The organism is Olivibacter sp. EAT-5, assembly GCF_044784325.1.
Classification (GTDB): domain Bacteria; phylum Bacteroidota; class Bacteroidia; order Sphingobacteriales; family Sphingobacteriaceae; genus Olivibacter; species Olivibacter oleidegradans.
The window spans coordinates 2,733,182-2,752,972 of record NZ_CP173028.1; the positions used below are offsets into that span (position 1 = coordinate 2,733,182).

Annotated in this window: 13 protein-coding genes; 8 read left to right on the plus strand and 5 right to left on the minus strand. The window is 45.4% G+C overall.

Annotated elements, in window-relative coordinates:
• Window positions 1-64 precede the first annotated feature (64 nt).
• The 5 genes from ACH11B_RS11195 to ACH11B_RS11215 all read left to right on the plus strand — a co-directional run bounded on the left by ACH11B_RS11195 (window position 65) and on the right by ACH11B_RS11215 (window position 7,599).
• A complete protein-coding gene (locus ACH11B_RS11195; RefSeq protein WP_377612773.1) occupies window positions 65-1,309 on the plus strand; it encodes a hypothetical protein in 1,245 nt (414 codons plus the stop codon).
• Window positions 1,310-1,316: 7 nt separating this feature from the next.
• Complete coding sequence (locus ACH11B_RS11200) at window positions 1,317-2,348, plus strand: sensor histidine kinase (protein WP_377612771.1); 1,032 nt, start codon at window positions 1,317-1,319, stop codon at window positions 2,346-2,348.
• 17 nt (window positions 2,349-2,365) lie between these two features.
• Window positions 2,366-3,142 (plus strand): LytR/AlgR family response regulator transcription factor, encoded by a 777-nt coding sequence (locus tag ACH11B_RS11205; protein ID WP_377612769.1) that lies wholly within the window; start codon window positions 2,366-2,368, stop codon window positions 3,140-3,142.
• A 227-nt stretch (window positions 3,143-3,369) separates the two neighbouring features.
• Window positions 3,370-4,980, plus strand: coding sequence for a polysaccharide lyase family 1 protein (locus tag ACH11B_RS11210; RefSeq protein ID WP_377612842.1), 1,611 nt, complete (start codon window positions 3,370-3,372; stop codon window positions 4,978-4,980).
• Between the two features lie 9 nt (window positions 4,981-4,989).
• Window positions 4,990-7,599 carry an outer membrane beta-barrel family protein gene (locus ACH11B_RS11215; protein WP_377612768.1) on the plus strand — a complete coding sequence of 870 codons (2,610 nt, stop codon included), beginning with the start codon at window positions 4,990-4,992 and terminating at the stop codon, window positions 7,597-7,599.
• Window positions 7,600-7,653: 54 nt separating this feature from the next.
• On the opposite strand, the gene ACH11B_RS11220 is transcribed toward ACH11B_RS11215, so the two are convergent.
• The 4 genes from ACH11B_RS11220 to ACH11B_RS11235 all read right to left on the minus strand — a co-directional run bounded on the left by ACH11B_RS11220 (window position 7,654) and on the right by ACH11B_RS11235 (window position 14,373).
• A complete protein-coding gene (locus ACH11B_RS11220) occupies window positions 7,654-9,234 on the minus strand; it encodes a SusD/RagB family nutrient-binding outer membrane lipoprotein (protein ID WP_377612766.1) in 1,581 nt (526 codons plus the stop codon).
• 11 nt (window positions 9,235-9,245) lie between these two features.
• The gene (locus ACH11B_RS11225; RefSeq protein ID WP_377612764.1) at window positions 9,246-12,590 is read right to left on the minus strand and encodes a SusC/RagA family TonB-linked outer membrane protein; all 3,345 of its coding nucleotides are present in this window, start codon (window positions 12,588-12,590) and stop codon (window positions 9,246-9,248) included.
• Window positions 12,591-12,725: 135 nt separating this feature from the next.
• Complete coding sequence (locus ACH11B_RS11230) at window positions 12,726-13,703, minus strand: FecR family protein (protein WP_377612762.1); 978 nt, start codon at window positions 13,701-13,703, stop codon at window positions 12,726-12,728.
• 91 nt (window positions 13,704-13,794) lie between these two features.
• Complete coding sequence (locus tag ACH11B_RS11235; RefSeq protein ID WP_377612760.1) at window positions 13,795-14,373, minus strand: RNA polymerase sigma-70 factor; 579 nt, start codon at window positions 14,371-14,373, stop codon at window positions 13,795-13,797.
• A 280-nt stretch (window positions 14,374-14,653) separates the two neighbouring features.
• On the opposite strand from ACH11B_RS11235, the gene ACH11B_RS11240 reads away from it, so the two are divergent.
• Genes ACH11B_RS11240 through ACH11B_RS11250 form a run of 3 tightly spaced genes read left to right on the plus strand, consistent with a single transcriptional unit; the run spans window position 14,654 to window position 18,420 of the window.
• Window positions 14,654-15,151, plus strand: coding sequence for a (2Fe-2S)-binding protein (locus tag ACH11B_RS11240; RefSeq protein ID WP_130856311.1), 498 nt, complete (start codon window positions 14,654-14,656; stop codon window positions 15,149-15,151).
• Complete coding sequence (locus ACH11B_RS11245; protein ID WP_377612758.1) at window positions 15,144-16,163, plus strand: FAD binding domain-containing protein; 1,020 nt, start codon at window positions 15,144-15,146, stop codon at window positions 16,161-16,163. The genes ACH11B_RS11240 and ACH11B_RS11245 overlap by 8 nt, the downstream gene beginning before the upstream one ends.
• A 16-nt stretch (window positions 16,164-16,179) precedes the next feature.
• Entirely contained in the window at window positions 16,180-18,420 is a 2,241-nt protein-coding gene (locus tag ACH11B_RS11250) for a xanthine dehydrogenase family protein molybdopterin-binding subunit (RefSeq protein WP_377612756.1), read from the plus strand.
• A gap of 19 nt (window positions 18,421-18,439) precedes the next feature.
• On the opposite strand, the gene ACH11B_RS11255 is transcribed toward ACH11B_RS11250, so the two are convergent.
• The gene (locus ACH11B_RS11255; RefSeq protein WP_377612754.1) at window positions 18,440-19,756 is read right to left on the minus strand and encodes a DUF389 domain-containing protein; all 1,317 of its coding nucleotides are present in this window, start codon (window positions 19,754-19,756) and stop codon (window positions 18,440-18,442) included.
• Between the last annotated feature and the right edge of the window lie 35 nt (window positions 19,757-19,791).

The following is a 19,791-nucleotide window of genomic DNA, read 5'->3' on the forward strand; positions in this document are numbered from 1 at the left end:
TTTAACTTGTCTAGTTTAGACGAATGCCTTTATTTAGAAGTTTATTTTGATAACACCTTATTGGATGCGGTTAGGATTTTTTTTTCGAAGTGTTGGCTTTATGATGTTGTGTTTTTTTTATCCAGTAGATTGTCGTGCTCAGTACCAAGGCTTTATCTATGGAAAAGTAACGTTGAAGAATAAGCAGGCTTATACCGGTCCGATCAAATGGAGCGCCCATCAGCGTCTGTGGAGCGATGTGCTTGTTGTCAGCAAAACGACGCATAACGCATGGCGATACCTATCGGGCCCGCAGCGGAAGCGTCTCCTCAATACCGGAAACGAAAAAGAGCTCGATTGGAAATTTATGAGCCTATGGAAAGATAAAAATCCAAAAAGACAGGCCGAAATATTATGCCGCTTCGGAGATATCAGCATGATCCATGTAAAAGGCGATAGGGAAGCCCAGATCTATTTCAAAAATGGCGAGAAATTACGGGTGGCCGAGGAAGAGAAGGACAACCGGCATTTAGGCCGAAGCATCGTTGTCTATTACAAAGGTGATTCGCGTACGATACACTGGGACGAAATAGGTTCGATTGAATTCAGCGAAATGCCAAAAGATATGAGAGCTGCCAATGGTGAGCCGCTCTATGGAACGGTATATACTTCTAAAGGTGCAATTACCGGATTTATTCAATGGGACAAATACAAGTACCTTGACAGCCATCAATTGACGGGGAAAATAGACGGTGTAGGAAAACTTAAGCGCTATGCGTTTCAACGAATACTACAAATTGAAAAAGATGATAACGCTGCTAAAATTACGTTAAAGGATGGGAAGAAATATCGGTTAAAAGGAACGCGTGATGTAGGTACATCCATCAGGGGAATTGTCGTGATGCATCCCATTTTGGGCAGAGTGGTGGTTGAATGGAAGGCCTTTGAGTCGGTGAAATTTACAGAACAGCCCAAAGAAGGCTTGTCTTATCGTGATTATATTAAACCAAAACGTTTACAGGCAGAGGTCTTGACAAAAGATAATAAAAAAGTAAAGGGAGTCTGTATTTTCGATCTGGATGAAGAATGGGATATGGAATTGTTGGAAGGGCGCCGAGATGGCTTGCATTACCAGATTCCTTTCCGCGAGATCAGGAAACTGGTGCCAAAGCAAGAGCGCTATACAAAAGTGTTGCTTAACAATGGGAAAACATATTTGCTCGGGTGGGAGAATGATGTAAGTGACAGAAATTGGGGAGTAATTATCCGGTCAAAAAATGGAGTTTATAATTACTTCACATGGGATAAAATAAAAGAAATTTCATTCTGAAGAAAATATGGCAAGATCGTCGAAATCAACTGTAATTTACATCATTGCGATCGCACTGATCACGCTCGCGGTGTTTGTGGGTGTGCAGGTTTTTAGTGATGAGCTGGATGTGCTATATGCCGTGGTTTTGCTATGGATACTTTTTGTCATTATCTTATTGTGGTTTGGAAATCGATATCTCTACCGCTTGTTGGACCAATCGGTTCCTTGGCTTAAACACCCTTCCGCAAGGTTTTTTCTACAATTGATATGCAGTAGTATATTTTCGTTAGCTGTTATTAATCTGACGTATTACCTTTTTAAGCGATGGGTGAACGAGGATCCACCCGATCATGCTCAGATGCTGGTGCTCAACATTTATGGCCTACTGTTCATCATACCGATTTTGTCGATCAATTTTGGTATTTATTTTATGATGCTGTGGAAGAAGGCGGAAGTTAAGTCAAACCTACTCAATGAAAGGCATCTGCGCAGCCAACTTGATGCACTTCGTTTACAGGTTGATCCTCATTTTTTGTTCAATAGCTTAAATGTACTGGCCGGACTGATTGAAAAGGATGGCAAAAGTGCACAATACTTCCTGGAAAAGTTTGCCGAGGTGTATCGTTATATATTGCAATACCGGAAAGAAGACCTCGTACCTTTACACATTGAGTTGTCTTTCGTACAGGCTTATGTCCATTTGTTGAAACAACGTTTCGGTAAGGCGCTGCGCGTCACGTTAGAGGTCACAATTGATGAAAGCAACCCATTGGCGATACCGCCCATGGCGCTACAGATGCTCATTGAAAATGCCGTGAAACATAATGTGATCGCCAAAGAAACGCCTTTGGTAGTGGATGTTCGTTTAACGAAATGGAATAGTTTAACGGTTATCAATAATTACCAGCCATTATCCTTGGCTAATCATAATAAGCCCGGGACGGGGATGGATAATATCCGTAAACGTTATATGCATTTGTCGGATGAACTACCAGTTGTTCAAATAGATGGTCCGCATTATAAAGTAGAGTTGCCCTTATTTGAAATGGAGGAATAATCAGAAAAAACGTGTAAATGATGGATGTTTTAGTAATTGAAGACGAGGAACCCGCCGTCGAAAGGTTGATTGAACTGATCGGACAATACGATTCGAAGATACGCATATTAGCCGTGCTGTCGTCTATCAGCGCATCAATAAAATGGTTTTCGGAAAACCGGCAGCCCGATCTCATTTTTCTGGATGTGCACCTGGCCGACGGATTGTGCTTTGAGATATTCAATGAGGTGAAAATCCAATCGCCCATTATTTTCTGCACAGCCTATAACCAATATGCCCTAGACGCCTTTCGATTCCATAGCATTGACTACCTGTTAAAGCCCTTACAGTATGAAAAGCTAGAAAAAAGTCTTAAGAAAATGAATACGATGCTCGGTCGTCCTGCACCGCAATTACCGGAGATCGACTTTAATAAATTGGTGAAAGTAATCCAGATTCAAAAGCAGCCTTATAAAACCAGGTTTATGGTAAAAATCGGGACGAAAATAAAGCCAGTCAAAATCGAACAGATTGCCTACTTTTTTTCGAGCAATAAGCTTACGCTGTTAGTGGATAAAGAAGGCAGGAACTTTCCTGTCGATTATTCGCTGGATGACTTGATGACACTATTGGATCCGGAGTTATTTTTTCATGTAAACCGTAAACTTATCATTCATATTGATGCGGTACATGAAATTCACCCTTACTTTAAAGGACGCCTGAAATTAATGCTGCATCCGGCCCTAGCGGATGGATCAGATATCGTTATCAGCAGCCAGAAAACTCCAAATTTTAAAATTTGGCTCGGGCAATAGCTAACACCCAGTTACGGACCACCGCATAGCGGGCTTAAGGTGAGGTAGGTTCATCTATAAATACTCCTACTTCAATCGGTAAATATCGCGCTTCATCCGCATATTGTTTTTTATTCGGGTAATATAACCTTATTTTATCGTATAAACTTAATGTTATGCAGATAAAAACACTTCGAATACAGTTGCTTACATCGAGACTGGCTTTTCTGTTGGTAACGGGCTTATTGATGAGCCGCATTGCCTGGGCGCAATATCCGCAAATCCCCCAAGAGGTACAGAAAGCTACGAAGGTATTGATGGATGAGACGATGCGCTTATCGGATAGCGCATGGTTGCAGGCACTCCCTAAAATAACGCAGGAAGCGAAAGAGGGAAAGCCCTTCATACCTTGGGCCGGTAGACCAACCGATCTGCCGCAGGCCAAAATACCGGCCTTCCCGGGTGCTGAAGGGGGAGGTGCGTTCTCGTTTGGTGGACGAGGTGGCAAAACCTATGTGGTTACCAGTTTGGCCGACAGTGGCCCGGGTACATTACGCTATGCCTGTGAACAGGGAGGTGCTAGAACGGTTGTCTTTAATGTGTCCGGAATTATACGGTTAAAAAGCCCCTTGATTATAAGGGCTCCTTATATAACCATTGCAGGGCAATCGGCTCCGGGCGACGGTATTTGTGTGGCAGGAGAATCGGTCTGGATTAACACGCATGATGTGGTGATCCGCTATATGCGTTTTCGTAGAGGCGAGACAAACGTAGGAAGACGGGATGATGCCATTGGGGGAAATCCAGTCGGAAATATTATGATTGATCATGTTTCTGCAAGCTGGGGACTGGATGAGAATATGTCGATGTATAGGCATATGTATAACGATAGCACAGGTAAAAAAGAAGTTAAGCTCGGAACAGTCAATATCACCATCCAGAATTCTATATTTTCGGAAGCGTTGGATACCTGGAATCATGCTTTTGGAAGCACCCTAGGTGGCGAGAATTGTACGTTTATGCGGAACCTTTGGGCGGACAACGCGGCACGAAATCCGTCGATCGGCTGGAACGGCGTCTTCAATTTTGCCAATAATGTTGTTTTCAATTGGGTGCATCGCTCCACAGATGGCGGCGACTATACGGCGCAATATAATATTATCAATAACTATTATAAACCAGGGCCTTTAACGCCGAAAGACAAGCCCATTAGTTATCGAATTCTCAAACCTGAATCGGGGCGGAGTAAGCTCGCTTATGTTGTCTTTGGCAGGGCTTATGTAAAAGGCAATATCGTGGAAGGGAACCAGCAGGTTACAAAAAATAACTGGGATGGCGGAATACAGATTGAAGGAAAGGATGGCGAATTGTTAACTTTTGACCAGGCAAAATCCTTTTTTGATGCAATGGAAGTTGATACTCCTTTACCAATGCCAGCGATTAATATCTTGCCAACTGAAAAGGCTTATAATTATGTACTACAGCATGCCGGCGCCACTTTACCAATCCGTGATGCGGTCGATAAGCGTGTGATTGCGCAGGTGAAAACCGGGAAAATCGATTACCTGAAGAGTGTGAAATTACCAACTACACAATTTGAGCATAGGAGGCTCCCTATTGATTCCTATAAAGGTGGGATCATTACGGATATCCGTCAGGTTGGTGGTTATCCGACTTATGAAGGAAAACCTTATATAGACAGCGATTCGGATGGGATTCCGAACGAATGGGAAAAGAAGAGTGGTTTAGATGCCAATAAGACCTCGGATGGGCAGGAGTTCGCCGCTAACGGCTATACCAATATCGAAAATTATTTAAATAGTTTAGTAGACGAAGCTCACGTAAAACCTGTTTTATAGTCGTATTAAATGAAAATAATCCTTTTATGCGCGTTCTTTTTTGTACTTGTCAATCAAGGGCTTGGACAGGTTAAACACAGCGTGGAGGGGCTTGCCCAAGATAGCCTGGGTAAGCCTATTCCGGGAGCTTTGGTAAAACTTATAGCACCTGGGGATACGATGATTACCGTTACCGATGAGCGGGGCCTTTTTGCATTTATAAATGTAAAGGCAAAAAGGCTTTCGCTGGCGATTTCGACGATTGGTTTCCATTCTTTTAATAGGAAATATACGATAGATGACAATGAACCGGTATTTAAGATTCCGGCCATTATCTTGGCTGAAGCTTTTAACTTTTTAGACGAGGTAGAAATTACAGGTGTTCATCCGGTAACGGTGATGGAAGACACGATTGCGTTTGATGCCATGGCTTACCAGGTACGGGAAGGGGATGCGGTGGAAGAAATGGTTCGTAAACTCCCCGGTATGGAGGTGAGTGCAGATGGAAACATAACGGCACAGGGTGAACCTGTTATGAAGGTGCGATTGAACGGTAAGGATTTTTTTGGCGACGATGCTGCGGCTGCACTGCAGAATCTTCCGGCTGATATTGTACAGAATATCCAGCTTATTGATGATTATGGCGAACAGGCAAATGTAACGGGTGTGAAGAACGGGGAATCCCAAAAAATTATCAACATCAATACGAAGCCTGATAAAAGGAATGGCTACTTTGCAAAAGTAGGTGGTGGAGTGGGCTCTTTTGACCGCTATTCGGGTCGTTTGCGAGGCAACAGGTTTAAGGAAGATCAGCAGATTTCGGTCGATGGCTCGATTAACAATACTTCGGCGCGATCTGCCGGCTTAACGGATGCCAAATCCTTCAAAATGAACTACCGGGATAACTGGAGCGAGCAATTGACCTCCTATGGAAGTCTTCGTCTTAATAATAACGTTAACAGAAAGCAGGAACGTAATGCCAGTCAGCAATTTTACCGCGATTATACGCGTATGGAGGATGAAAATAACAGCGATTATAACAGCCAATCAGAATATAAACTGGATTGGAACCTGGAATACCGCCCGGATACGGCTAATTATTTGAAGGTTGAACCCGAGATCCGTTATGAAAACAGTCGGGCTACCGGTCAGGGGGTAAGTACGACTAATTTATTGAATACATCTTCCGTAAGGAATAGCCAGCTGGAGCAGCATGCAAAATCAGGCTCTTATGGTATTGAATGGTTCTATAACCATAAGTTTGCGAAACAGGGTCGGAATTTAAGTGCAGGTGGAGATTTAAGTTATGCTGACGGAAAGGAAGAGCAGGAGGTAAGTAACGAATACTATTTTGTCGATTCGCTGGGAGAGGGTTATGAGCGCCAACACCAATTTCGTTTTAATCATAATAAAACCGCAAACCTCCGATTGAAGGCATCCTATATGGAGCCCGTTACGGAACATACCGTACTGGAAGCCAGTTATCAGTGGAACAGAAGATCAACCGAGAATACAAAGGAGGTAAATGATATTGATTCGGCGGATACTTGGATGTATAACCCGCAGTTGAGTAATGCGTTCAATTATAAGTTTACCACCAATCAGCTAGGGCTCACCTGGCGTACCAATCGGGAAAAGTTTAAATACAATTTGGGACTAATGGCGCAACCCACCGTATTGGAAGGTACTGATCTGACCCGGAACACGAATACCTATAAGCGTTCTTTCAATTGGATTCCCAATGCAAGATTTGTATATCGATTTTCGGAGAAACATCAATTGACCGCGAAATATAACGGACGTAGCAGCCAACCGGCATTCAATCAACTGCAGCCTATTACGGATAATTCGGATATCCAGAATGTGGTGACGGGTAACCCGAACCTCAAGCCTGAATATACGGATAACATAGGACTGGAATATCGGCAAGCGAATTGGGAAACAGGTTATGTATTGTTCTCTAAACTCAGTTTTACTCAGACACGGGATAAGATTGTCACCACCAAAGAAATTATTCCGGACAGTTTAAAGGAGGTTACTACCTATATGAACACCGATGGATTCTATACCGCCAGGGGCAACTATTCGATATCGAAACCTTTTGACAACCGGAAATATACGCTTACTTATTATGGAAATGTAAACTACAGCAATAACATTGCCTTTACAAATAATGAAAGGAACATCGGAAAAAACACGGAATTTAGGCAGGGGCTTAAATTCAGGATCGATCTGGATGATGTTATAGATACGGAGCTCAATGCTAACTACACCATCAACAGCACACATTATAGTTCATCAACTTTTGACGACCGCCGTACCAATCAACTTTTTATTGGTCTGAGAGGTCGGAATTACCTCTTTAACGATTGGACGGTGGGTTATGATTTTTCCAAAACCATCAATAAGGGATTTAATGCCACAAATGCAAATCCTACCTTATTAAATGTATACGTGGAGTATCGGTTTTTTAAGGGAAACAAAGGAACGGTACGCTTGGAAGGCTTTGACCTCTTCAATGAAAACACCGGAATCTCCAGAGACGTGTTCGATAATGAAATTGTTGACCGGCAAAGTGATCGCCTAGCCCGTTACTTTATTTTAACGTTTAATTACCGAATACAAAAGTTTGGGAGTTAAAATGAAAGCGCCCGGTGATTTTAGATGCCGGGCGCTTTTTATAGTAATTACTCCTTATTCGCTATCCCACCATACTCTTCCGGTTAATAAATCACCTCCGATAACGGCACCTGAAGCAGCGCGATAATTTTCGGGATTCGTATTCTCCTCTGCGATGGGGTAAGGGAATCGTCTTGGGATCGTAGCGTTGGTTGCGTTATTGATGTAATTGACCGGTGTTAGGGCAGGAACGCCCGTTCTGCGCCAATTGAACCATGCTTCATAAAAATTAAAACTGGTACAAGCGTTGGCCCAATATTGATTGCCAATATCGTTCAGGGCGTTGGCCATATTCAAGGGGTGCGCTGAAGCATACATCTCCGCGTCGCCATCGGAAATCGCCAACGCATTGCCCCATTGCGACAAAAAGGTTAGCGAGGCCTTTAAACCATTTTTGTAATGCTCGGCAGCATTGCCCAGGCCCCATCGAACGGCTGCTTCAGCCAGCAAAAATTCCGATTCTGCATACGTAAAGATGAAAGTAGGCGCATTACGAGCAATCATTTGCGGATGCGGCGATGAATAATCGGGGAAGCCGGTATAGCTGGGATCGTCATTGATCCGGTACAAGGGATTATTGCTGAGGTCTTTGCCGTTCGGCATACCCTTTTGGGACGCTCCGCCCACTACGTATCCGGGGTTCTGTTCTTTAGACCCCTCCGACATATAGATGTTGTTTACGGCAATTCTGTCCAATCGGGGGTCTTCATGCTGTCGGAGAAAGTCAATAAAGGTATCCGACCACTTTACATAATAGTTTTCCTGCCCACCATCACCCAGCAGCACCTGGCTGTTTCTATTTTGGGTAGCCCTGCCTCCACTTTCATCATGCAACAGAAAAGCATTGTCTCCGTTCCCTTCCATTGTATTGCCGATTGCTCGCTCTACATAGCTGCGAGCCAGCGTTTCATCCACCTTGGTCAGACGCATGGCCATACGCAACATCAGCGAATAACCGAAACGTCTCCATTTAGCCAGATCGCCATTGAAAACTACATCGCCGGTTACCGCATCGCCCGATGGATTGATCGCATTGATCGCTTCGTCAACTTCTTTTAGGATATCCGTATAGATGCTCTGTTGACTATCAAATTTTGGGTAAAGTATTCCGGTGTAATAAGCACCTCCTGCTTCGGTATAGGGTATATCCCCATACAGATCCGAAATCCGTTGAAAAGCCATGGCTCGCCAGATTCTACCCACCTGATGAATATTATTGTACTCGGGTTTATCCCTAGTGAATTCAACAATGTCCACAATCCGTTTGATCTGTTCATCGTAGGCTCTTTCCCAGTAGGCCGAGGTATAACCGGGGTTATTCTGGTATTTATCGCCGGCCCAGTAAGAAACAACCGTTGCCATCCCCTGCATCATGGTGGCCGAGTAAATGAGGTTGGCCCGCCAGGTGTCATAAGCGAAATCATTACTACCGGTATAGGTCAGCTGCGCGGTTGTCAGCAGGTAATTCGGGTTAAATCCGCTGCCCGGCGAAGCCGTGGGATCGGTATTGATTTCGTCAAAATCGCTGGTACAGCCCGCAGCAAAAAAACAGGCTAGCACCGTTACATATAATTTATGGATTATATACTTCTTCATATCATCGTGATTTAGAATCTAGCACTTAAGTTAAGTCCGAAGGTTCTTACAGGCGGCACTCCACCCAACTCCAAGCCCGGTATACTGGCATTGTAACTCGCTTCGGGGTCGATGTTATCCGTTCGCCTCATCAAAATAAACGGGTTGCGCGCCACCGCGCTGATGTTCAAGGATTTGATCTTGTTATTGAACATAGCAGAAGGAAAGGTATAACCGATGACGATCTGGCGCAACTTGATAAAACTGGCGTCCTGCACGAACTGTTTCGATACATTATTGGCATACTGACTGTAATATTCCGATGCTTCCACCCCGCTTTCACCAAAGCTGCCTTCTCTGTTTTCCAATGTGGCCTGATGCAGACCGAAGATATACCCATAGTAATCGGTGGCCGAAAAGATCTTACCTCCCCACTTGCTATCAATCAGGAAGGAAAAATTTAGATTTTTGTACCGGAACTCATTATTCCATCCCAACATCCATTTATGCATGGCTGAACCGTAAGGCTTCAATTCACCCCGTACGGGTGCCCCGTTCGGTAAGTACATGATATTTCCGTTTTCGTCATAACTGAAGTCAAAGGCCATAATCTGAAAAGCTGGCAAACCCTCGCGATGCTGGAGGAAACCGACGTTTGACCGGGAGGTGGCCACGGGCTGCACGGTAGTGCCTTCGGCCAGGGATTTTATTTTGTTGTTGTTCAAGGTGCCGTTAAAGCTGGTGGTCCAGTTGAATCCATCCGGATTGCGGAATACATGTCCCGTTAACAAAAGTTCAACACCTTTATTTTCCATCTCGCCTACGTTCAGTACGGCACCTTGATAGCCCGTTGTGGTTGACGTGGTGACGTCGACGATCTCGTCCTTGGACTGCTTGTTGTAATAGGATACATCCACATTCAGCCGGCTATCGAATAAGCTGAGTTCTGCACCGAATTCTAATTCAGATGCGGAGGAAGCTTTTAAGCCCGAATTGGGTATGGCGGTGTTGATAATATTACCCAATGGTTTTCCGTTGAGCGTTTCGCTAAGGAAATTGTACATCAACTGGGTTCTGTAAGGGTCCGTTGCCTGTCCAACTGTAGCGTAGCCCAACCGCACTTTGCCAAAGGAAAGGAAGCTCGGTTGCCACAGCTCCGAGAACACAAAGGAAGCATTTACCGAGGGGTAGACGGTATTCAATTTATTGTCAATGCCCGGTGTTGCCAGTGTAGAGAACCAATCGCTGCGCAAGGAACCGGTAAGATAGAGCATATCTCTGTAGGAAAACTCGACATTTCCGTAAACGGATTGCGTTTCCTGATCGCTCGGCACAAAGCCTACGGTTTTATTTACGGTATTCAGAATATTATACAAGCCGGCAACGGAAAAATCCTGTCCATTCTGAATGGAGAGTTCGCTTTTCGTTCGCCGAAAGGCGGCACCAACGGCGGGTGTGATGACAAAATCATCCACAGAGAAGGACCCTCCCGCCAGAAAATCGGCGTTCAGATCGGAGAAAAGCGTGATCTGCTCGGTCATTGAACCCAAGGGCCTATAGGCAGTTCCGCTCGGTACCACATTGGTGTATTTGTTGGAGTAGTTATCCCGTCCCACACGGCCCTGAATAAAATAACCGCTATCGAAATCATATCGCGCCGTAATGGAACCGATGGTACGTTCGCGCTTGGTATTGTTCCGGAATTCATAGGCGGCAAACCATGGGTTGGTTGCAAAGGTGTTGCCTGCATTGTAAGCGCGTTCTGTTCCATCCGCGTTCACCCAAGGTTTGAGATCCGTCACATTAACGCTGGTTGGAAGGAAGGTTACATTGTAATTGGCATTTCCTGCCCCGTCTGATAGATAAGGCCTGTTTTGCACATCTTCCATGATATAATTGACCCGTGCATCAATTTTCAGGTTTTTGATCGGATCGAATACACCGCTAAAGTTGAAGGTCTGCCGATCCATGCCCGAGTTAGGCACAACCGAGCGGTTATCCAAGTTGCTTCCCGAAAGTCTGACCGTCCCGAAATCAAAGCTTTTGTTCAAAGCCAGTGTATTGGTCCAGCTCCCGCCGGTACGGTAAAAGTTCTTGAGGTTGTCGCGCTGGGCCACATAAGGCCTTTCGACTCCATCGAACTGCACTACCTGACTTCCGTCTAGACGTGCGCCCCAACTGGAACCTCCTACTTGGGCTGCGCCCGCCTGATCGATCGGCTTGGCATTATTTGAACCCTGCCCATATACATATTGCCAATCGGTCATGTTCATGACCTGTTCGGCCACATAATTGGAGCTGAAATCAATGCTGTTTCCTTTGCCGCTTTTGGTTGTAATCATAATGACACCCGCTTTGGCACGGTAGCCGTATAAAGCGGAAGCTGCTGCGCCCTTAAGCACCGATATGGTTTCAATATCGTCGGGGTTCAGATTGGAGATCGCATCACCCATATCCGGCGCGTTGTCCCACTGACTTCCCGAATTACCGTTCGGATTCGTATTGAACCGACCGACGGGCTTGCTTTCCATCGGTACACCGTTGATAACATACAGCGGCTGATTGCCCTGGCCGATACTGGATACACCCCGTATAATTACGTTGCTGGCGGCACCAACGCCACCCGAGGTAGCTCCTATGTCCAAGCCAGCTACTTTTCCTGCAAGCGAATTCACGAAGTTATTTTCTCTTGCCGTGGTTATCTCTTCACCCTTTACCTCTGTAACCGCGTATCCCAACGCTTTTCGCTCCTTACGGACTCCCAGGGCGGTCACTACCACCTCATTCAGTTCATTGTTGTCTTCATTCAACTGGATATCAATCACGTTCCTTCCACTGATGGGGATTTCCTGTTTCACATAACCCGTAAAGGAAAATACCAATGTCGCGTCCGCCGGAGCGGTGAGGCCGTAACGACCATCCTCGTTGGTACTGGTGCCTTGATTTGTTCCCTTAATCCGGACAGAAACCCCGGGCAGGGGTGCTTTTGTCTGGTCAGTTACCAGGCCACGGATCTGCTGTTGTTTAGTTTTGGCATTGATGACTACTTCTTTTCCCATGACGGTGTAAGAAAATAGACTTGCGTTGATCATTTTATCGAGCACTTCCCGCACAGAAATATTTTTCGCATTGATGTTTACACGTTCGGTCCGGTTGCTGAACAGATCACTGTACACAAAGGCAATCCCGGTCTTCTCCGATAATAAGTCCAGCGCTTCCTTGAGCGAAGCATTATGCAGGTTAACGGATATTCGTTTGTTCAGAAGTGGATCGGCATTGTGGTTGGCGAAGGACAGCAGCGGCTGAAAAAAGATTAGCAGGAACATCCACGCTACCAGCCTCCATCCTTGTATTTGTCGGTATAGATAGTTATTCATACATTTATGGTTAAGTTTAGCATATTCGCGGGAGCAAAAGGTGAAAGGTTTCTCCCGTTGATTTATTGTCTAGGATCAATCGTCTGCTCTAAGCAGGCGATTGTCATTTTATCTTTTCATCAGATCATATGTACACTATTTAATTTGTTGAATGCTATATTGATTATCGCCCGTTTTTTTCCATGTGGCATGTACGGTCATTGCCAGTTTATCCAGAAAGAAAGATAGTTTTCCGGTAGTATTCAAATCGCCGAAGAAGAGGCGCTCTTGCAGCTCCTGCGCGCAATCGATCCGGACACCGTAACTCCGTTCCAGATCCCGGATGATCTTTTTAAGGCTTTCACCTTCATACACCGTAATGCCGGCATCAATCTTCGCTATCTCCTTTTTGTCGTATTTCTTCTTCTTCAGCTTTTCATGTTTGTTGTACACCAATTCTTCACCATATTCCAGCACAGCGGCCGGAGCGGATCGCAGTGTGGCCTTCACTCTAACCTTGCCGGAAGTCACCAGTACCCTGGCCTCTTCATCGCCGGTATAATTTTTTAACCGAAAGGAGGTCCCCAGCACATCTACTTTAACGGTCTCGCCGGACACAACGAAGGGATGTCGTTCATTTTTTGCCACCCTGAAATAGGCCCCGCCTTCCAGCGTCACCCTTCGGTTAGACTTTCCGAATGATCTGTGGTAACTCAATTTACTGTCCGGTTCGAGAACGATTTGCGTACCATCGGCCAGATAAAGCTTCTTGGTTTCCGCTTTTGCGGTCAGTATCTCCACAGCGCCATAATTTGTTTGATAGATGATTGTGGAAAGTATAATGAGTGCAACGGCAGCAGCGTAAGGCAGATAGCGCTTATACGACTGTCCGGCACTTTTATTTAATTTCCCTTTAACCCGATCGAGTGCTGCCTCAACACGGAGATCGTATTTCGATCCAATGAATCTGTGCTCGCCTTTCAATTCCCTCAGCACTCTTTTAAATTGGGCACGGTTTTCGGGACTGGCTTCAAGCCATTCGGACAGTTTCTGCCGTTCGGTCTCATTCAATTGCTGTTGGTGGTACCGGTGCAGCAAAGCTGCCATTTCGATCGTCTTTTCTATGTTTTTCACATTCAGATTTTGAAACATTAGGGTTGCTCAACGTTTTTATATAAAAACAACGCCAATGGAAAAATCTCTAAAAGCAAAACGATATTTTTGGTTAGGCCAATAAAATAGGGAGAAAAGAGAGTAAGCCAACCTTTGCAAGTGATTTCTTCAGCAATTGAATGCCCCGTGCCCGTTGATTGTCAACAGTGCTGACAGATACACCCATTGCCTCGGCTATTTCTTTGGATGATTTTTCATCGTGGTAACTCAATTCAATTACCTTTTTGCATCGTTCCGGTAGATCGGAAATTGCGCGGTCCAAGATAAGCATCATCTCCGTATAAATGATGCGATCGGTAATGTCCTGTTCCGAGAAGGGCAGTTTTTGGGAAAGCTGCTGTTCTATTTTGAGCCTGCTTTTTTCTTTTTTGAGGTGATTGAAGGCGTCATTTTTTATCACGATATACAGAAAGGCTTTTATTTTTAATAGCGAAGCAAATCCGCTCCGTTTTTTCCATAATTTGATAAAAGCAGCCTGTGCGAGTTCTTCAGCAATATATTCATCACCGACGATTCCTTCGGCGAAGGTACATAGCGGACCGTATAACTGCCTGAACAGATAATCAAAAGCAGATTCGTCCCCCTTACGGAAGCGATCGACAGAAAATTCATCAGTAGGGCGTGCTTTCATGACACTTGCTATTTTAACACCCTCAAAAAATGCTTATGGTAGGCTATATTGGTTTCGTCAAGTCAAATATAACCAAACTTAAAGAAATTTTCCTGTTCTCGCAAGTAGTTGTCCGGGAAGTTTCATTTTGGGTAGCAACAGAGCCAGCACACCTAGTAACCAACATATCGATTTTCTACGGTTCTGCAAATTATCCGAAACTATCGCAAAGGCAAATTGTTCAATGGATAGCAAATGACGTGCTTTCAGGGAGCATAGGTTTTGGTTAGAATCGAATCCAATGGAAAATAAAGAGCAATTCAACGGACTGCAAACGGTTCGCTTAAGGGTCAATGGGGAAGAGTATAAATTGCAGGTATTGCCCTGGGTAAGTCTCTTGGACGCCCTGCGCGAACACCTAACCCTCACGGGGACAAAAAAAGGCTGCGACCATGGGCAATGTGGTGCCTGCACCGTTCTTTGTGATGGCAAACGCATCCTAAGCTGTCTGACGTTGGCTGTGTTAAAAGATGGCGCTGAGATCTTAACAATAGAAGGCATTGCCGGTGATACGCAACTTCATCCAATGCAGCAAGCATTTATTGAACATGACGCTTTTCAGTGCGGCTACTGTACCCCCGGACAAATATGCAGTGCAATTGGTTTGCTGAAAGAAGGAAAGGCAAAGACGCGGGAAGAGGTGCAGGAGCTGATGAGCGGAAATCTTTGTCGCTGTGGCGCCAATGTTGGCATCATCGATGCTATTATGGAAGTAAAGGACGGAGGCCTGTATGAATAACTTTGCTTTTTTGCGAGCTGAAAATGCGGATGATGCCGTACGTGCCGTTAACGCCAATACCCACGCCGCTTTTATTGCCGGCGGCACTAATCTCATTGATATTTGGAAATATAACCTGAGGCACCCCGAGCTGTTGGTCGATATTAATCACTTGCCGGATTGTAGCGCGATCACCAAAACGGTGGACGGTGGCATGAGATTAGGGGCATTGGTTACTAATGCCGATACGGCTTATCATCCTTTGATTGAGTCGCGATACCCTTTGCTTTCTAAAGCGATCCTTGCCGGGGCTTCTGCGCAGATACGTAACATGGCGACCGATGGTGGTAATTTGTTGCAGCGAACACGCTGCTATTATTTTTACGATGCCAATGCGCCGTGCAATAAGCGGGTTCCGGGTTCCGGTTGTGCTGCGATCAACGGATATAATCGCATACATGCCATTTTGGGAGCAAGTGAGCACTGTATCGCCGTTTTTCCTTCGGATATGTGCGTAGGTTTGGCAGCTCTCGCGGCGGTTGTGAACGTAACCGGCCCAAATGGCGAAAGGCGTATTCCGTTTGCCGACTTTCACCGATTACCCGGTGATCAGCCTGACCTTGATAATAATTTGCAGCATGGCGAGTTGATTACTTCGATAGATTTACCTCCAAAGGGATTTGAGCAAAATTATTCCTACTTGAAACTGCGCGACCGGCAATCGTATGCGTTTGCCCTCGTGTCTGTGGCAACCGGGCTTGAACTGGATGGTGATGTGATTAAGGACGCGCGGATCGCTTTAGGCGGTGTTGCGCATAAACCCTGGAGGGTTGCCGAAGCCGAAGAGTCGCTAAAAGGCAAGGCAGCGACACCTGAAAATTTCGCTGAAGCAGCAGCTGTTATTTTACGGGGCGCCAAAGGATACGAACACAATAGCTTTAAAATAGAATTAGCCAAACGGGCGATCATCCGTAATGGTATGATGGCCGTGGAACCTGAGTCACAGCGACCGGGTGCAAAACCTTCACTTTGATTTAATAGGCAAGATTATGGCAATGAAACCCAGCGTAGGACAACCGCTTAGCCGCTTGGAAGGAAGGCAGAAAGTGACCGGTGCTGCCGAATATGCAGCGGATTACAAGGTGCCGGGATTACTGTATGGATACGTAGTCAGTAGTACGATTGCCAAAGGCAAAATTATTCGTATTGACACCAGCGCAGCAAAAGCGTTGCCGGGTGTGGTGGAGGTATTGACGCACGAGAACCGGCCAAGCCTTGCTTGGTTCGACCTGCAATATGCCGATATGGATGCGCCTCCCGGTACGGTTTTCAAACCATTATGCGACGATAAAATACGGTTTAACGGCCAGCCCGTGGCATTGGTTGTGGCGGAAGATTTTGAGATGGCCCGCTATGGGGCAACGCTCGTTCAACTGAATTATGAAGAGGAATCATTCGTGACCTCTGTTGAGGCCAATTTGGGTGCAGCACGAGCGGCCAAAAAAGGAATCGCTACGGCGTTGAAACCACCGCCACCGGCGCCTACGGGTGACTTTGAAAAGGTTTATGATGCAGCACTGATTAAAGTTGATGCTGAATATCAGCACGGCATCGAACATCACAACCCGATGGAGCTTTTCGCAACCACAACCGTGTTTGAAGGCGATGGCAAACTGACTATTTATGATAAAACGCAAGGTACCATCAACAATCAGTTTTTCGTAGCCAATGTCTTCGGTCTTCGCTATAAGGACGTGCGTGTATTGGCACCCTATGTGGGCGGAGCCTTCGGTTCGGGCCTGCGACCTCAATATCAGCTTTTTTTATCGGTAATGGCGGCTCTTTATCTTAAACGCAATGTCCGGGTTGTGCTGGATCGCCATCAGATGTTCACCTTGGCGCATCGGCCACAAAATATGCAGCGACTGCAGTTCGCTACCGACGAAAATGGAAGGTTGATGGCGGCCCGTCACGCGGCTTTTGTGGAAACGTCTTCCTATGAAGATTACACCGAAGTTATTTCTTCTTGGAGCCATCGCCTCTATCCGATAGCCAACACACGGTTTGAATACAAGGTGGTACCCCTTGATCTATCTACACCTATCGATATGCGGGCACCGGGCGGTGTAACCGCTATGCATGCCATCGAATGCACAATGGATCAGTTGGCATACAAATTAGGCATCGATCCGCTTGAATTAAGGCTGCGTAATTATGCAGAGGTCGATCCATCAACCGGAAAGCCCTTCACTAGCAAAGCACTCAGGGAATGTTACCAACAGGCGGCAAGCAAGTTCGGCTGGAGCGAGCGTAACCCCGAGCCGGGCAGCATGAAACGTGGTAATAAGCTGGTTGGCTATGGTATGGCAACGGGTGTGTGGGACGCTTATCAGTTTCCGTCGCGCGTGCAGGCTATGATAACAAAAGAAGGAAAATTGAAGATAAATAATGCGGTTACCGATATTGGAACCGGAACGTTTACGGTGATGACCCAGATTGCCGCAGATGAATTGGGATTGCCTATTGAAGACGTGATTTTCGGGTATGGAGACAGCAAAAAGCCTTTTTCCATGTTTCAAGGTGGTTCGTCGATGACCAGTTCTACCGGTGTGGCGATCGTTATGGCTGCGAAGGCCCTTAAGGAAAAACTGCTGAAAAAAGCAAAGGAGATGCCTGAGTCACCGCTGGTTGGCGTTGCTGAAAAAGATATAACCTTTAAAGATGGAAGTATCTCACTGCGGAACGATCCGTCTGTGCATGTCAGTTTCCAGGCGATTGTTGCGGCTAATAAGGGACAGGTTATCAAAACCACCAAAATGGGAAAGCCTCACTTGTTGAAGCTGCGAAAATATAGTAAAATGACGCATAGCGCATCCTTTGTAGAAGTGGAGGTAGACAAAGACTTAAAAACGATTGTAGTTACTCGTGCCGTTACCGCTGTAGCGGCCGGTAAAATTATCAATCCAAAAACGGCACGCAACCAAATAAGTGGATCGATGGTATGGGGCATTAGTAAAGCACTTCACGAAGAGTCTGTTATCGACGAAAATCTCGGTAAATATGTTAACCCTAATCTGGCCGAATACCATATTCCCACCCATGCGGACATTCACCAATTGGAAGTTATATTTGCGGATGAAAAAGATGAGCTGATTAATGAGTTAGGCACGAAGGGAGTTGGCGAGATCGGCTTAGTCGCCATGCCCGCGGCGATTGCAAACGCAATATTCCACGCTACGGGCAAGCGCATCAATAGGCTGCCTATTCATTTTGATGAATTATTGGCATGAGCCGTATTTTTACGAGCCGCTATAAGGCTCTTTCGATGTACACCCGAATAGAGTCTAGTTGCAAGCGATGTTGGAACCATGTCGTAATACGTTCTTTGTTTGCAAACGTTTTTTTGATATCCCTACTTTGAAGTGTTAACGAATGATAGCGTTGCATTTTCAGCGAATCGTTGTAGAAAACTTGCTCTGCTGTAGCACATGCCTGCACTTCCGGAAATAAAGGCTTCAACTCCTTTAAAAGTTGCTGTCCTAAAAGGCTACGCTGCTGTATGCTATCTTGGCGCTTTAGATTGAGTGACAATTCGGAGCGTAGTCGGTTTATTTCTGCCTGTTGCTGGGTTAGCTCAAGCAAATCATTATCCGCATCGGCAAAGGAAAAACCCTGTTGAATAGTGATTTGTGCATCCATCAAGGTATAGTTCTTTAATTTTTCCTGTAACTTTTTCTTGGTGGGTTCGGGTATGAGCTTTCCGCCATAAGTTAAATGGATAATCTTCTGCAAAGGATCGATATCCGACTTCAAGAGGTAATCTCCTTCGATGTACGTTTCGTTTTTTATAAAACGAGTCGCTTCTTGTTTAAACCGCTCCCGTTTGACAAGTACGTAGCCGAAGTATATACTCGGTATCATGGTTATTGTGACGATAATACTCACCCACATGTTCGCGCGTTGCTTAAGGCCTTCCTCGGTTTGATGCCAGATTGGATATTTCAGAAAGCGGACAGTTACCAAGGTTGCCGCTGCAATGAAGACTGTGTTTATAGTAAATAAGTAAAAGGCTCCAAAAAAGTATGACCAATTGGCGGTCGATAAACCATAACCTGCTGTGCACAGTGGAGGCATCAAGGCCGTCGCGATCGCCGCCCCCGGAATCACATTGCCTTTTTGTTTACTGGAAAGGGCGACGATACCTGCTAAACCACCTACCATAGCAATGATAACGTCGTAGATATTTGGCTGTGTACGTGCAAGTAATTCAGAGTGAGCTTCACTCAGCGGGGTTAGCAAAAAGTACAAGGTGGAAGTGGCAAGACTGGCACCAACCGCGAAGCCGAAATTTGCAAGGGCTTTTCGGAATAACTTAAAGTCATAGGTAGCCAAACTGTATCCCATTCCGAGAATAGGTCCCATCAGCGGAGAAATCAACATGGCGCCGATAATTACGGCCGTTGAGTTGACATTCAGTCCCACACAGGCGATAACGATGGCAAAGATCAGAATCCAAAGATTTGTTCCCTTGAAGTAAATGCCTTTTTCTACAGTTTCATGAATTAAACCATATTCCTCGCGCTCCGACGATATATTAAATTTTTCAATTAGTTTATAAATGTCCATATAAAAGCTTCATTTCTTTTTCGGAAGCGCTTCTA